Below are 15,675 nucleotides of genomic sequence, written 5' to 3'. Positions count from 1 at the left end.
GGAGCGGACGAGGGGCGGGCGGAGGGAGAGCGCGCAGCCCTCTCCCCGTCCCCACCGGATCCGCAGCCCGACAGCAGCCCGAGCACGAGGGCGGTCCCGGTCACCAGGACCACCGCACCGCGTGCCGTACGCATCAGGTGCGGTACGCGTACCACTTGGTGAACGGAAGTGTCACCGAGAGGCTCAGCATCGACCGCCGGTAGGTGTCGAAGGAGTGGTACGTCAGATATGGGGTGCCGAGACTGTCGCGGTACGTCACCAGCATGGTGTGGTCCTTGGACCCGTCACGGTCGAAGTCCGCCTGGAGGACGTCCCCGACCTCCATCTGGTAGACGTACTTCAGCGGCTTCACCCGGTTCGAGTTCAGCGCGAACCAGGACCACTCGTTGACGCCGGTCCAGGAATCCGACTGGGTGTCGGACCCGTACCACCACTTCGTGTAGTCGCCGGCCTTGCCGGGGGCGTGCTTCCAGCCGCCGGCCTTCAGCGCCTGGCTGACGAAGTTCGTGCAGTCGCCGCCGGTCCCCAGCGGGTACGCCCGGTAGTCCGGGTTGTAGTTCTTCCAGTACTTCTCGGCGTAGTCGGCCATCGCCTTGTAGTCGAGGCCGGTCTTCGTGTCCTTCGGCAGCCGCTTGGGGAACGGCCAGACACTCGCCTCGGGGGCGTTCGGCATGTCGCCCGCGCCCGCCGCGGCCTTCACCTCGGGCGCTGTCGGCGCGGGTGCGTTGATCTGCGGTATCTCGTCCAGATTCTTGATGCCGGTCAGCTCCCACGCCCCGTTGCCGGCGGCGGTGAAGCTCAGCTCGTGGTGGGCCTGGAAGCCGGTGGTGCCCGGCTCGTCACCGCGGATCTTCTGGTACGTCAGCTGTGTGGTCTCGGTCACCCGCACCGTGGCCTTCTTGCCGTCGACGCCGGTCCGGTCCACCGCGACCCGGGTGTCGCCGGCGGAGTACGCCTCGCCCAGGGCCTTGAGCTTCGCCTTGCGCTCGCGCAGCGAGGCCACGACGGACCGCTCCGAACGCGCCGTCGCGGACGAGACGCGCGCCTTCTTCGTGGACGGCGCGGTGGCGTGCCCTTCCACCTTGCCGTCGACGATCGCCGCCGTCCGGTCGGTGAGCACGACACCCGCGATACGGCCGAAGGACTCGGCCGTCGTCCTGTCCACGCTCCCGGGCCGGGTCTCCGCTCCCGCTGTGGACGCCGGCACCAGCGCGGCCGACACCGCGAGGGCGGAGACCACCCCGGCAGCAGATCTGAGCGTCAATGATTTCACGGAGCACCTTTCTTCGTCCGGCCCCTTTTCTGGCCGGGCAGCAGGATCCTCGCACAAAGATCCGGAATGGCAACCCTGGTGCGGGGAAAATTTCCTGACGGAATTCGGCATCGCGGCTGACGTACAGTCAATTATCTTGATTTCCGGCAGGGTTGAGCCTGCCACTGCGGCTGGTACGGACTAATCTTGCGGTAATTCCGCACCCGCTGCGGGCTTGCCGCAATTCTCTTGCGGGTTTCCCGCAATCGACGCCGATCGCATCATGGATGTGATGTACAACATTCGCAGGATATTGCTGAACCGGGTGTTCCATTCGTACCCCGCTGTGCAATGATCCGGCCAGGCCCGCCGGAGAAGCGGGCCGCGTTCTCTCCGTGACGACCCCCGACGGATCGGTCCTCTGCTCCAACGAGCCCTCCGTCGGGCTGTCGACCGTCGCGCACCTCTCGACCCGGCTCATCGACCAGCCCATCGGCCCAGCTCATCGGCCCAGCCCATCGGCACCGATCGCGCACCGTCCCTCCGGCGGCCCGGGGCGTCCGACGCCCCCGCGTTCCCGGTGCTTCCGAACGCCCCTCTCGCCTCCCGGAGTGCTCGTGTCCACAGAAACCATCCTGGGCGTCAGCCCGTTCGGCGAACCCGATCCGCGCCTGGTGGCGGCGGTCTGCCGTGCCGGCGGTCTGGGCGTGCTCGACCTCGGAAGGGGCCGACGCCGCGCGGCCAGCGCGGCCCTCCGGCTGGTGCGGCAATGGGTGCCGGGCCCCTTCGGGGTACGTGTCGGGGCGGGATGCGCGCTCGGGCCGGACGACCTGGCGGCCGACGGGGGCGTGCACACCGTACTGCTCAGCACGGACGCCGAGCCGGCCCCGGGCGACCTCGCTGACGGCCTGCACCGCGTCCTGGTCGAGGTCACCGACCGTGAGGCGGCCCTGGCGGCCGTGCGCGCCGGGGCGCACGGTCTCGTCGCCCGGGGGAACGAGGCCGGCGGGCGGGTCGGCGAGCTGAGCACCTTCGTTCTCCTCCAGCAGCTGGTGGCGGACCCGGAACTCGGCCTGCCGGTCTGGGCCTGGGGCGGCATCGGGCCGTACACCGCCGCGGCCGCCGTCGTCGGCGGTGCGGCAGGGGTCGTCCTGGACACCCAGCTCGCGCTGCTCGACGAATCCGACGCCCCGGAGGAAGCGGCGGCCGCCATCCGGACCATGGACGGCTCGGAGACCGTGGTGGCCGCCGGCCGACGGGTGCTGCGCCGCCGGGGGCCGGACGCGCCGCCCCTGCCGGACGAGCCCGGCGAAGCCGCCCTGCCGCCGGTCGCGGACGATCCCCGGACCCGGCTGCTCCCCGTGGGCCAGGACGGCTTCCTGGCCTCCTCGTTCGCGCGGCGCTGGGGCGATGTGGGCACGGCCGTCCGCGGTGTCGCCACCGCCATCCGGGAGGCCGTGCGCGACGACGCCGCCGCGGACGCGCTGCTTCGCGGCTCCCCGATGAGCCGCGCGCTGGGCACCGCGCTGCCCGTGGCCCAGGGGCCCATGACCAGGGTCAGCGACCGGGCCGGGTTCGCCGCCGCCGTCGCCGGCCACGGCGGGCTGCTGTTCCTCGCGCTGGCCCTCGCCGGGCCGGTGGAGACCCGGACCCTGCTGGAGCAGACCCGCGACGAACTGGGCGGGCGCCCCTGGGGCGTGGGCATCCTCGGCTTCGCACCGGTGCGGATCAAGACGGCGCAGCTGGAGCTCGTCCGGGAGATCAGGCCCTCCTGCGCCGTCATCGCGGGCGGGCGGCCCGCGCAGGCGGCCGAGCTGGAGGCGGCAGGCATCGACGCCTTCCTGCATGTGCCCTCGCCCGGGCTGCTCCGGCAGTTCCTGGACGCGGGCGCGCGCAAGTTCGTCTTCGAAGGCTCTGAGTGCGGCGGCCACGTCGGACCGCGGAGCAGCTTCGCCCTGTGGGAGGCGCAGGCCGAGGTGCTGGAGGAGTTCCTGGACACGGTCGAGGGTGCGGACCCCGCGGAGCTGCGGGTGTTCTTCGCCGGTGGCGTGCACGACAAGCGGTCGGCCGCGATGGTGGCCGCGCTCGCCGCGCCGCTGACCGCCCGCGGAGTGGCTGTCGGACTGCTCATGGGCACCGCGTACCTGTTCACCGAGGAGGCGGTGGACCGGGGTGCCGTGCGGCCGTCGTTCCAGCGGCAGGTCCTGGCGGCACGGCGGACCGAACTGCTGGAGACCGCGCCAGGGCACGCCACGCGCTGCGTGAGCAGCCCGTTCACGGACGAGTTCCGCGGCGCCAAAGAGGAGCTGCGGGAACGGGGCGTCCCGGAGCGGCAGGCGTGGGAGCGGCTGGAACAGCTCAACGTCGGGCGGCTGAGGATCGCCAGCAAGGGTGTGGAGCGGACCGGCGAGTCGCTCACGGAGGTGGACGAGCCCCGGCAGCTGACCGAAGGCATGTTCATGGCCGGTCAGGTGGCCGTGCTGCGGTCCGCGGTCACCACCGTCCCCGAGCTGCACGCCGCCGTCAGCGCGGAGGCCGCCGGTTTCTTCGCCGCGCGCGCCCGGCGGCTGCGCGAGGAGTTCCCGCAGGAGGCCCCGGAGCCCGCCCCGGCCCCGCTCGACATCGCCGTGGTCGGCATGGCCTGCATGTTCCCCGGCGCGCCGGACCTGGCTGCCTACTGGGCGAACGTGGTCGCAGGCACCGACGCGGTCGGCGAGGTGCCACCGGAGCGCTGGGACCCGGAGCTGCACTGCGCACCCGGTGCGGACGGCGCCCGCACGGCGTCGAAATGGGGCGGCTTCCTGCCGGACATCCCCTTCGACCCGCTGCGCTACGGCATCCCGCCGTCCTCGCTCGGCAGCATCGAGCCGGTGCAGCTGCTCGCGCTGGAGGCCGCGCGGCGGGCACTGCGCGACGCCGGCTACGAGGAGCGCCCCTTCGACCGGTCCAGGGCCTCGGTCGTGTTCGGGGCCGAGGCGGGCAGCGACTTGTCGAGCGCCACCACTGTGCGTACGGTGCTCCCCGCCTACACAGGGGAACTGCCGCCCGGGCTGGACGAGCAACTCCCGCGGCTGACCGAGGACTCGTTCCCGGGCATGCTGGCCAACGTCATCGCCGGGCGGATCGCCAACCGGCTCGACCTCGGCGGCGCGAACTTCACCGTGGACGCGGCCTGCGCCTCCTCGCTGGCCGCGGTGGATGTGGCCTGCAAGGAACTGTCCGCCGGCACCAGTGACCTCGTCCTGTGCGGAGGCGCGGACCTGCACAACGGGATCAACGACTATGTGCTGTTCTCCTCGGTGCACGCGCTGTCCCCGACCGGCCGCTCCCGCACCTTCGACAGCGCGGCGGACGGTATCGCGCTCGGCGAGGGCGTCGCCTGCGTCGTCCTCAAGCGGCTGGCGGACGCCGAGCGGGACGGCGACCGCGTCTACGCGGTCGTCAAGGGCGTCGGCAGTTCGAGCGACGGCAGGTCCCTGGGGCTGACGGCACCCCGCCCGGAGGGCCAGCGGGCGGCGCTGGAACGGGCCTACCGCCATGCCGGGATCTCGCCGGCCGAGGTGGGCCTGCTGGAGGCGCACGGCACCGGGACGGTGGTCGGCGACCGCACCGAACTCGCCACGCTCACGGAGGTGTTCACCGAGGCCGGGGCGGCGCCGGGCGGATGCGCGCTCGGCTCGGTGAAGTCCCAGATCGGGCACACCAAGTGCGCGGCCGGACTGGCCGGTCTGATCAAGGCGGCCCTGGCTCTGCACACCGGGGTCAGGCCACCCACGGCACAGCTGACCCGGCCCAACCCGGCCTGGGAGGCGGAGAGCAGCCCGTTCGCCTTCCACACCGCCGCACGCCCGTGGGCGGCCGCGCCCGGTGAACGGGTCGCCGGGGTCAGCGCGTTCGGCTTCGGCGGCACCAATTTCCACGTGGTGCTGCGCGGGCACGAGGCGGGGCCTCCGCCCCGGCACGGACTCGACGCCTGGCCGGCGGAGCTGTTCGTCTTCCACGGCGCCGACCGGGCGGAGGCCGCCCGGGAGATCGGCCGACTGCTGGAGCTGGTCGCGGAGAACGACCGGCAGGGCCGTTCCTGGCGGCTGCGCGACCTGGCGCTGAGCGCCGCCCGGCGCGCCGACGCATCCGGGAAGCCGGCCTGGGCGGCGGTCGTGGCCCGTGATGTGGACGAGCTGCCCGGGCTGCTGGGACGGGCCCGGGAGGGCGAGCACGATCCCCGGACGGGGGTCTTCGGCGCGGAGCCGGACCGGTCGGACCGATGGGACCAGTCGGACGGGGCGGACGCGTCGGGCGTGTCGGGCGGCGAGGTGGCGTTCCTCTTCCCCGGCCAGGGCAGCCAGCGGCCGGACATGCTGGCCGAGTTGTTCATCGCCTTCCCGGAGGTCCAGCGGTATCTGCGGACCGGCGGCGAGTGGGCGGACGTCATCTTCCCGCCGACCGCCTTCGCCCCCGCCGCCGAGGAGGCACGGCGCGCACGGGTCACCGACACCAGGACCGCCCAGCCCGCGCTGGGCATCATGGGGCTGACCGTGTGCGAGCTGCTGGGCCGGGCCGGCGTCCGGCCCGCGGCGGTGGCCGGGCACAGCTACGGCGAACTGGTCGCGCTGTGCGCGGCCGGGTCGTTCGACCCGGAGACGCTGCTGGAGCTGAGTGCGGCGCGCGCGGAGGCGATCCTGGCCGCCGCCGGCGCGGAGCCGGGAACCATGGCCGCCGTGGCGGCCGGGCACCAGGACGTCGCCGAGGAGCTGCGGGCATCCGGGCTGGCCGATCGGGTGGTGGTCGCGAACCACAACGCACCGCGACAGACCGTGATCTCCGGTCCTGTCGAAGAGGTCGGGGAAGCGGTGCGTCGCCTGCGCGAGCGGGGCCTGGGCGCCAAGACCGTGCCAGTGGCGTGCGCCTTCCACAGTCCCCTGGTGGCCCCGGCCGGCGAGCGGTTCGCCGAGGTCCTCGCCACCCGGCACGTGACCGCACCGGAGATACCGGTGTGGGCGAACCGGACGGCCGCCGTCTATCCCGGACAGCCGGACGGGATACGGGCCGAGCTGGCGGACCAGATCGGTTCCCCCGTGCGCTTCGCGCAGCAGATCGAGCGGATGTACGAGGCCGGTGTCCGGGTCTTCGTGGAGGCCGGACCGGGTTCGGTGCTGACGGGCCTGGTGGGCCGGATCCTCGGCGACCGTCCGCACACCGCGGTGGGGTGCGAGGGGCCCGAAGACCCCGGACTGCGCGGCTTCCTGGCCCTGCTCGCCCGCCTCGCCGTCGCCGGCGTCCCCGTCCGTACCGGCTGGACGCACCGGGGGCGCGACAGCGTCGAAGCCGTCCCCGGTACCTGCCCCACGGCACCCGGCTGGATCGTCAACGGGCAACTGACACGCACGCGCGACGGTGGCCTGCTGCCGGGCTCGCTCGCACCCGCCCGACGCATTCCGATGGAGGAGATGACAGTGGCCCGGCCCCAGGACGGTGGCACGGCGGACGGCCGTGACCGGATGGTCCATGAATTCCTGCGCACCAGCAGGGAACTGGTCGCAGCACAGCGCGACGTGCTGCTGACGTATCTCGGCGGGGCAGCGGACGTGCCGCCGGTCGCGCCGGTGTCGGTTCCGGTCCCGGAAACGTTCCGGCCAGCCGTGCTCCCGTCGGCCGTGCCGGAGCCCGCTCCTGTCGCCGTGTCCGCCGTGTCCGCCGTATCGACGGACGTGCACGTGCTGGCGATCGTCCTGGACATCATCAGCGAACGCACCGGCTATCCCCTCGACATGATCGAGCCCGGTCTCGACCTGGAGGCCGACCTGAGCATCGACTCGATCAAGCGGGTCGAGATCGTCGGCGAGCTGGCCGCACGGCTGGGCTTCGGCGCCGGCGAGACCCAGCTGCCCCGGCTCGACGACGCGGAGCTCGAGGCGGTCTCCAAGGCCCGTACGGCATCCGGCATCGCCGAGCTGCTGGAGGAGCGGCTGCCCGGCGGGGGAGCGGCCTCCGCGCAGCGGATCCCCGCCCCTGCGGAGGACCCCTCCGACCCGGCCGTCACCGGCGAGGCGCCCGGCAGGCTGGTCCTGCGCAGCGTCAGCCTCCCGTCCCCCGACGGGGACTTCGCGGTACTGGAGGGAACCCGGTTCGCCCTGCTGGGCGGTGCCGGACCGGTGCCGGACGCGCTGGCCGCCCGGCTGGGCTCCCACGGCGCGGAGGCGGTCGTCCTGCCGCCGGACCACGTGCTCACGGACGAGGACGGCCCGCTGGACGGGGTGTTCCATCTGGAGGCGCTGTCGCAGCACGGCGGCGGGCCGCTCCTGCCCGAGTCCTTCCCGGTGTTCCAGGCCGCGCTGCGCCGCGGGCCGCGCTGGCTGCTCGCGGCCGCGCCCGCCGCGGACACGGAGGTCCCCGCCGGGCTCGACGGACAGGCGGACGGGCTGCGGGGCCTGTTCCGGACCGTCGCGCGGGAGTACCCGGACACCCTCGCCCGGTTCGTCGAGCTCGCCCCGCAGCTGACCGCCGACGAGGTGGCGGCCGCGCTGGTGGGCGAGTTGACGGCCGAGGAACCGGCCCCGGTGGTGCTGCGGTCGCCGGACGGCGTCCGGTCCGGCCTCGAAGTCGCGGCCGCCGGTCTGGGCGCCCTGGGCGACCGTGGCGCGGGCCCGGCCGGGGACGGCACGGCCGAGGCGGCCGCCATCGGCCTGGACCGGGACGCGGTGGTGCTGCTGATCGGCGGGGCCCGGGGCATCTCCGCGCGGATCGCAGCGACGCTCGCGGCGGCCTCCCGCTGCCGGATCGAGCTGGCAGGCCGGACCGAACTGCCGGACGCCGCCGAGGATCTCGAAGACGCGCCGGACCGGGCCGCACTGCGGGCCGCCCTGGCCGCGAAGGGAGAGCGCTCCCCGGCCGGCATCGAACGGGAGGTCTCGAAGATCCTCGCCCGGCGGGAGGTCCGCCACACTCTCGACTCGCTGCGGGACCTGGGCAGCCCGGTGCGCTACCACACGGTGGACGTCCGGGACCCCGAGGCCGTGCGACGCCTGGTGGCGGACGTCCACGCCGAACACGGCCGACTGGACGGCGTGGTGTACGCGGCCGGGATCATCGAGGACCGGGTCCTGGCCGAGAAGGCCCCGGAGTCCTTCCGCCGGGTCTACGGCACCAAGGTCGACGGCGCGCGCACCCTGCTGGCGGCGCTGGACGAGCTGCCGCGGACTCCCCGGTTCGCCGTGTTCTTCGGCAGCATCGCGGCCGTCCTCGGCAACCGCGGCCAGGCGGACTACGCGGCTGCCAACGACGCCCTGCAGTCCCTCGGCAGCCGGTGGGCGCAGAAGTCCGCGTCCCGCGCGCTGACGGTGCACTGGGGGCCCTGGGCGCCGGACGGGGAGCACGCGGGCATGGTGACCCCCGAGCTCGCCCGGGAGTACACGCGGCGCGGCATCGGACTCATCGACCCCGAGGAGGGGGCGCTGTGCCTGCTGCGCGAGCTCGCCTGGGGCGAGGAATCGGCCGACGCCGTCGTCTACACCGCATCGGGCTGGTAAAGGAAAAGATGAGCACGATTCACACGCCGTCCGGCCGGCCCCCCGTGGCCATCGTCGGCATGGCGGTCCTCTTCCCCGGGGCGCCGGACCTCGCGACGTACTGGCGCAATCTGACGGCCGGAACCGACGCGATCACCGAGGTCCCGGCCGGGCGCTGGGACCCCTCCTTCTACGACCCGGCGGCCGCGGGCGGCCGCTCGGACCGGGTGTACTGCCGCCGCGGCGGATTCGTCGACGAACTGGCCGAGGTGGAGGCGACCCGGTTCGGGATCATGCCCAACTCGGTGCCCGGCACCGAACCGGAACAGCTCATCGCGCTGCACGTGGCCGCCGAGGCGATCGCCGACGCGGGCGGCGAGGCGTGGCTTCCGGACCGGGACCGGATCGGGGTGATCCTGGGCCGGGGCGGCTATCTGTCCCCCGGGATGGCGCGAGGCGCCCAGTCCGTCCAGACGTCCAACCAACTGGTGCGCACCCTGGCGGAGCTGCTGCCCGAGCTGGACGCCGGCCTGCTGGAGCGGGTCCGGCGGGCGTACACGGCACAGCTGGGACCGGACGAGCCTGAGCAGGCGATCAACCTGGTGCCCAACCTGACCGCCTCCCGGGTGGCCAACCGGCTCGACCTGCGCGGCCCGGCGTACACGGTGGACGCCGCCTGCGCGTCCTCGCTGGTCGCGGTCGACCAGGCGGTCGGCGAACTGGCCGCGGGCCGCTGCGACCTGGTGCTGGCGGGCGGGGTGCACCACTGTCACGACATCACGCTGTGGTCCCTGTTCTCCCGGCTGCGCGCGATGTCGCCGAGCCAGCGGATCCGCCCGTTCCACCGGGACGCGGACGGCTTGCTGATCGGCGAGGGCACCGGTGTGGTGGCGCTCAAGCGTCTCTCCGACGCGCTGCGCGACGGCGACCGTGTCTACGCCGTCGTCCGCGGCACCGGCGTGGCCAGTGACGGCCGCAGCGGCAGCCTCGTCAACCCCGACCCCTCGGGCCAGGTGAAGGCGGTACGGGCGGCCTGGCGCGAGGCGGGGCTGGATCCCGCCGCACCGGGGTCGGTCGGGCTGCTGGAGGCGCACGGGACGGCCACTCCCTCGGGGGACGCGGCCGAACTGGCCACCCTGGCGGAGGTGTTCGGACCGTCCGACGGCAGGGACCGGCCGGTGCTCGGGTCGGTGAAGTCGATGATCGGGCACACCATGCCGGCCGCCGGCGTGGCCGGTCTCGTCAAGGCCGCGCTCGCGGTGCACCACGGCGTACTGCCGCCGACCCTCCACTGTGAGGAGCCGCACCCGGACCTGGCCCGTACCCGCTTCCGGACGATCGCCGCGGCGCGGGACTGGGAGACCGGCGACGGGCGGACCCGGCGGGCGGGCGTCAACGCCTTCGGCTTCGGCGGCATCAACGCCCATGTGGTGCTCGAAGCCGCCCCCGGCCCGGACCGTCCGGCGGTGGAGGTCCGCGAACCGGAACAGGTGCTGCGGCTGGCCGCCGACACCCCGGAGGAGCTCGCCACGCTGCTGGACGCCGAGGACGCCGCCGTCCGCGCACGACGGTCCGCGCACGACGGACACGCCCGGCTGGGCATCGTCGCCCCGGACGCCCAGCGCCTCGCCCTGGCCCGGAAGGCGGTGGCCAAGGGCGCTCCCTGGCGCGGGCGCGGCGATGTGTGGTTCTCCCCGGAACCGCTGCTCGGCGGCCCTGCGGGCGGGAAGCTGGCCTTCGTCTTCCCCGGCCTGGAGGCCGAGTTCCGGCCCCGGATCGGCGACGTCGTCGAACGGTTCGGCCTCTCGGCGCTGCTGCCCACGGGGTTCGGCGGGCCCGGGGCCGATGTGGCGGACGTCGGACGGCACGGGGCCGGAGTCATCGCCGTGGGGCGGGTGCTGGACGCCGCGCTGCGCCGGATGGGCATCGTGCCCGACGCCGTCGCGGGCCACAGCATCGGCGAGTGGACGGCCATGGCCACCGCCGGGCTGTACGCCGGGGACGCGGTCGACGAGTTCACCCGCTCCTTCGACCCGGACCAGGTGCGGGTGGCCGGGCTGTCCTTCGCTGTACTGGGCGCACCGGCCGAGCAGGTCACCGCCGTACTCGCCGACCGTCCCGATGTGGTGCTGTCGCACGACAACGCCCCGGAGCAGTCGATGGTCTGCGGCCCGCCCGGCCAAGTGGAGGACCTGGTGAGGCACTTCCGGGAACGCGGCGTCATCGGGCAGGTCCTGCCGTTCCGTTCCGGATTCCACACCCCGATGCTTGCCCCCTACCTCGGTCAGATCCGGCACTACGCGGGCCTGTTCGAGCTGCGCTCGCCGACCGTGCCCGTCTGGTCGGCGACCACCGCCGCGGAGTACCCGGGCGACGAGGACGAGGTGCGGGAGCTCTTCGTGCGCCACCTGCTGGAGCCCGTCCGCTTCCGCCCGCTGATCGAGGCCATGTACGCGGCCGGTTTCCGGGTCTTCGTCCAGGCCGGTACGGGCCAGGTGGGCTCGCTCGTCGAGAACACCCTGCGCGGACTCCCCCATCTGGTGGTGGCGGCCAACTCCCCGCACCGGGACGGGACGGCGCAGCTGCTCCGGGTCGCCACGGCCCTGTGGACGGCAGGCGGCGACCCGTCCGCCGGGGTCCCGGTGGACGGTGGCCGCCACGCCCGCCGGATGCCGCCCTCGCGGCTGGACCTGGGCGGGAAGCTGGTGTCCCTGGACCGGGAGACAGTGGCCGCGGTGCGCTCGGCGCTCACCGTCCGGAGCGTTCCGGATGCTGTGGGTGTCCCGGACGGATCCGCGCTGGACGCCGAGCTGCGGGCCCTGTTGAAGGACGCCGCCGACACGGCCGTCGCGGTGTCCCGCGCCGCGGCGGCGGCCACGGTCCGCACCGTGCTGCGGGTGTCCACGGACGCCATGCCGTACCTGCGCGACCACTGCTTCTTCGCGCAGCGCCCCGGCTGGCCGGACGAGGCCGACAGGTGGCCGGTCGTTCCGGCCACGACGATGGTGCACCACATGATGGAGCACGCCGAACGGGCCCGGCCCGGGACGATCTCGGTGGCGGTGCGCGACGTACGGCTGAACCGCTGGGTGGCCGCGGCCCCCGCCGTCGACGTGCCCGTGACCGTCGAGGCGCGCGGGACCGGCCGGGCCGGTGTGACGTTCGGCGCGTACGCGCATGGCGAGGTGGAACTCGCGGACCGGTACCCGGGCGGCGCGCCCCGGCCCTGGCGGTGGGCGCCCGAGGAGGAACGGGCCCCCGGGATCACGGCCGGGCAGCTGTACCGGGACCGCTGGATGTTCCACGGCCCGGAGTTCCAGGGCGTCACCGAGCTGACGGCGGTCGGCGACGCGCATGTGCGCGGCGTGCTCACCGCCCCGTCCGCGCCGGGTGCCCTGCTCGACAACGTGGGGCAGCTGCTCGGCTACTGGATCCTCACCACCCTGACCGAGCGGACCCTGGTGTTCCCCGTGCGCATGCGGCACATCCGGTTCTTCGGCCCGCACCCGTCGCCCGGCACCCGGGTCGAGTGCCTCATCAGGATCGTCTCGGTCACCGACGCCACGGTGGAGGCGGACGTACAGCTGCTCGTGGACGGTCGCGTCCGGGTGGAGATCGGCGGCTGGCAGGACCACCGGTTCGACAGCCGCACGGACACCAAGGCGCAGGAACGGTTCCCCGGGCGGCACACCCTCTCCACGGGTCAGCCGGGCGGCTGGGTGCTCCTGTTCGACGGGTGCCACGACCTCGCCTCCCGCGACCTCGTGATGCGGCGGCACCTGGGCACCGCCGAGCGCGAGGACCACGAGAGGCGGCCGCCCGCCGGCCGCCGCCAGTGGCTGCTCGGCCGGATCGCGGCCAAGGACGCGGTCCGTCGGTGGCTGTGGGAGCACGGCGAGGGGCCGGTCTTCCCGGCCGAGATCCGGGTGGACAACGACGCGTCCGGCCGGCCGCGGGTGACCGGTGCGCACGGCCGGGTTCTCCCCGCCCTGGACGTCTCGCTGGCGCACCGGGCCGAGGCCGCGGTCGCCCTGGTCCGGCCGCGCGGCACGGACGGGCGCCCGGCGCCGGTCGGCATCGACGTCGAGGAGGTGACCCAACGGCCACCGGGGACCCTGGCCGCCGCCCTCGGTCCCGCCGAGCGCGAGCTCCTCGTCGCGCTGTGCTTCCGGACCGGTGAACCGCAGCCGCTGTGGTTCACCCGGTTCTGGGCGGCGAAGGAGGCGGTGGCCAAGGCCGGGGGCACCGGGCTGCGGGGACGGCCGAAGGACTTCGCCGTGACCGAGGCGCGGGCGGACGCCCTGGTGGTGGCCGTGGGCGGTCACCGGTACCCGGTGCGCTGCCGCACCGTCACCAACCCGCGGGGCCTGCCGGAGCGGGAGTACGTGGTCGCGTGGACCACGGGTCCGGCCCCCGGGGACGCCCGGCCGGAAGACGAACGACAGGAGAGTCAGCAGTGAACAGCGATCAGATGGCGTCGACCGCCGCGACCCCCGAGGCCGTGTTCGAGAAGGCTGCGTTCGAGGAGGCCGTGTTCGAGGAGGTGGGCGGCATGCTCCGTGCTGTCCTCGGCGCGTACGGGGACGTGGACGACGCCGGGATCACCATGGACACCCGGTTCCACGACGACCTGGACCTGGAGAGCATCGACCTGGTCACCCTCGGCGGCCACCTCCAGGCGCGGTACGGGGAGCGGGTGAACTTCGCCGAGTACCTGGCCGGGCTCGGTCTTGAGGAGATCATCGGCCTGACGGTCGGACAGCTCGTCGAGCACATCGCCGACTGCCTGCGGGCCCCCGGGGAGCGGTGACCCATGGCCATGATCGACGCCAACGGCCTCGCGATACACGTGGAACGGATGCCCGCGCGGACGACGGACGGCACGGCCCCGCCGCCCACCGTGGTGCTCGTCCACGGGATGCTCATCGACAGCCTCATCAGCTACTACTTCACCCTGGCGCCCAGGTTCGCCGCCGCCGGGCTCGACGTGATCATGTACGACCTGAGGGGGCAGGGTCTCAGCGAACGGCCGTCGGCCGACTACCGGCTGGAGGACCACCTCGACGACCTGGAGGCCCTGCTCGACCGGCTGGACCCGGCGGGCCCCGTGCACCTGGTGGGCAACTCCTACGGCGGCACCATCGCGTTCGGCCACGCGGCGCGGCACCCCGGCCGGGTGGCCAGCGTCTCGCTGATCGAGTCGGAGCCGGCCACCGCCGCCTGGTCCCGCAAGATGGCGGCCAACCTCGCGCGCGGGGCGGAGGAACTCGCCCGCGACGGCCTCTTCGAGGAACTCACCGAGAAGCACGGCAAGCACGTGACCAAACGCGTCCGGTCGGCCGCCCGGCTGCTGCACTCCACCACCACAGTGCGCGACGTCCCCGCCAGCCGGGTCCTCGACGAGGATGCCGTCCGCGCGGTGGACTGTCCGGTGCTGGCCCTCTACGGGGCCGAGTCCGAACTCGCCGCACAGGCGGACCGGCTGCGGTCGCTGCTGCCGCAGTGCTGCACCGTAGTGGTGCCGGACCAGGAGCACTGGGTCCTGGTCGGCGCCACGGAGCTGACCGGTGACCTGATCCTGGGGTGGATCCGCGCGCACACGCCCCTTCCGGCGGCCGGGGACGTGATCCGGTGAGCCGCTTCCTCTTCGTGGTGCCACCCTTGGCCGGGCACGTCAACCCCACGGTCGGCGTCGCCGCCGAACTGGTCCGGTGCGGGCATCAGGTGGCCTGGGCCGGGCTGCCGGAGGTCGTGGGACCGCTGGTGGGCGACGGCGCGACCGTGTTCCGGTGCTCCTCACCGGACCTGGCCGACCCCGCCCTGCTGCGGCCGCCTTCGCTCCGCGGCCCGGCGGCGCTGAAGTTCCTGTGGGAGCGATTCCTCGGGCCGCTCGCCGAGGACATGGCGCCCGGAGTGCGGGCGGCCGTCGGGGAGTTCCGGCCGGACGTCCTGGTGGCCGACCAGCAGGCCGTCGCCGGTGGCCTCGTGGCCGAGCGGCTGGGGCTGGTGTGGGCCACCTCGGCGACCACCACGGCAGGCTTCACCTCGCTGTCCGGCCTGCCGAAGGTCGACTCCTGGATCGCCGGGCTGATCGGTGAGCTGCGGCGGCGGATCGGCGACCCCTGGAGCACCGCGGACCCCCGGCTGTCCGCCCGGCTGGTGCTGGCCTTCAGCACCGAGGCCCTGGCCGGGCCGGTCCCGTCCGCCGGTGGACAGGTCCGGTTCGTCGGTCCGTCGCTCGCCGCCCGGCCGACCGCGGACGACTTCCCCTGGCACCGGCTCGACCCCCGGACGCCCACCGTGCTGATCACCCTCGGCACGGCCAACGCCGAGGTGGCGCCCCGCTTCCTCGCCGCGTGCGCCGAGGCGGTGCGCGGACGGCCGGACCGGACGCAGGCGGTGATCGTCGACCCGACGGGCACGGTGCCGGAGTTCGCCGACCGGGTGCTGGTCCGGCCGCGTGTTCCCCAACTCGCCCTGCTGGAACGGTGCGACGCGGTGATCTGCCACGGCGGGCACAACACCGTGTGCGAGGCGCTGTGGAACGGCCTCCCCCTGGTCGTCGCGCCCATCCGGGACGACCAGCCTGCCGTCGCCGCCCAGGTGACGGATGCCGGGGCAGGCGTACGGGTCCGGTTCAACCGGGCGACCGCCGAAGCGCTGGGCGCGGCGCTGGACACCGTCCTCCGTGAACCCGACTACCGCGAGGCAGCCGGGAGGGTGCGCGCGTCGTTCCGCGCCGCAGGGGGCGCCGCGGCCGCGGCCGTGCACCTCGAAGCCCTGACAGCGGGGGCGAAGTGACCCACCGGCCCGCAAGTCCTGCCGAACGAGAGGTTCCGCCCATGCCCTGACGTGACATGTGCCCGCCACCACTCTTGCCGAGAAAACAGACCCCTCCCTCACACCCATCCACGAGGA

The 15,675-nt window shown here is 74.0% G+C and carries 6 protein-coding genes; 5 read left to right on the top strand and 1 reads right to left on the bottom strand.

Annotated elements, in window-relative coordinates:
• Positions 1 to 133: 133 nt before the first annotated feature.
• Complete coding sequence (locus K6I34_RS00840) at positions 134 to 1,273, bottom strand: amidase domain-containing protein (RefSeq protein WP_229322029.1); 1,140 nt, start codon at positions 1,271 to 1,273, stop codon at positions 134 to 136.
• A gap of 596 nt (positions 1,274 to 1,869) precedes the next feature.
• Here K6I34_RS00840 and K6I34_RS00835 point away from each other — a divergent pair.
• Genes K6I34_RS00835 through K6I34_RS00815 form a run of 5 tightly spaced genes read left to right on the top strand, consistent with a single transcriptional unit; the run spans position 1,870 to position 15,558 of the window.
• A complete protein-coding gene (locus tag K6I34_RS00835) occupies positions 1,870 to 8,778 on the top strand; it encodes a type I polyketide synthase (RefSeq protein ID WP_229322028.1) in 6,909 nt (2,302 codons plus the stop codon).
• 8 nt (positions 8,779 to 8,786) lie between these two features.
• Positions 8,787 to 13,217, top strand: coding sequence for a beta-ketoacyl synthase N-terminal-like domain-containing protein (locus tag K6I34_RS00830; RefSeq protein ID WP_229322027.1), 4,431 nt, complete (start codon positions 8,787 to 8,789; stop codon positions 13,215 to 13,217).
• On the top strand, positions 13,214 to 13,567 hold the full coding sequence (locus tag K6I34_RS00825) for a phosphopantetheine-binding protein (RefSeq protein ID WP_308293946.1): 354 nt from the start codon (positions 13,214 to 13,216) through the stop codon (positions 13,565 to 13,567). Before K6I34_RS00830 ends, K6I34_RS00825 begins: the two co-directional genes overlap by 4 nt.
• A gap of 3 nt (positions 13,568 to 13,570) precedes the next feature.
• Positions 13,571 to 14,392, top strand: coding sequence for an alpha/beta fold hydrolase (locus tag K6I34_RS00820; protein WP_229322026.1), 822 nt, complete (start codon positions 13,571 to 13,573; stop codon positions 14,390 to 14,392).
• Positions 14,389 to 15,558 (top strand): glycosyltransferase, encoded by a 1,170-nt coding sequence (locus K6I34_RS00815; protein WP_229322025.1) that lies wholly within the window; start codon positions 14,389 to 14,391, stop codon positions 15,556 to 15,558. The genes K6I34_RS00820 and K6I34_RS00815 overlap by 4 nt, the downstream gene beginning before the upstream one ends.
• Positions 15,559 to 15,675 lie beyond the last annotated feature (117 nt).

The sequence above is a fragment of the Streptomyces sp. UNOC14_S4 genome, from assembly GCF_020740835.1.
Taxonomy (GTDB): Bacteria; Actinomycetota; Actinomycetes; order Streptomycetales; family Streptomycetaceae; genus Streptomyces.
This window is presented reverse-complemented; position numbering and strand designations above follow the sequence as displayed.

What these genes read in the sequence shown, in the direction of transcription:
- K6I34_RS00830 (WP_229322027.1), top strand. Translation starts at nt 8,787, where the DNA reads ATGAGCACGATTCACACGCCGTCCGGCCGGCCCCCCGTGGCCATCGTC.
- K6I34_RS00820 (WP_229322026.1), top strand. Translation starts at nt 13,571, where the DNA reads ATGGCCATGATCGACGCCAACGGCCTCGCGATACACGTGGAACGGATG.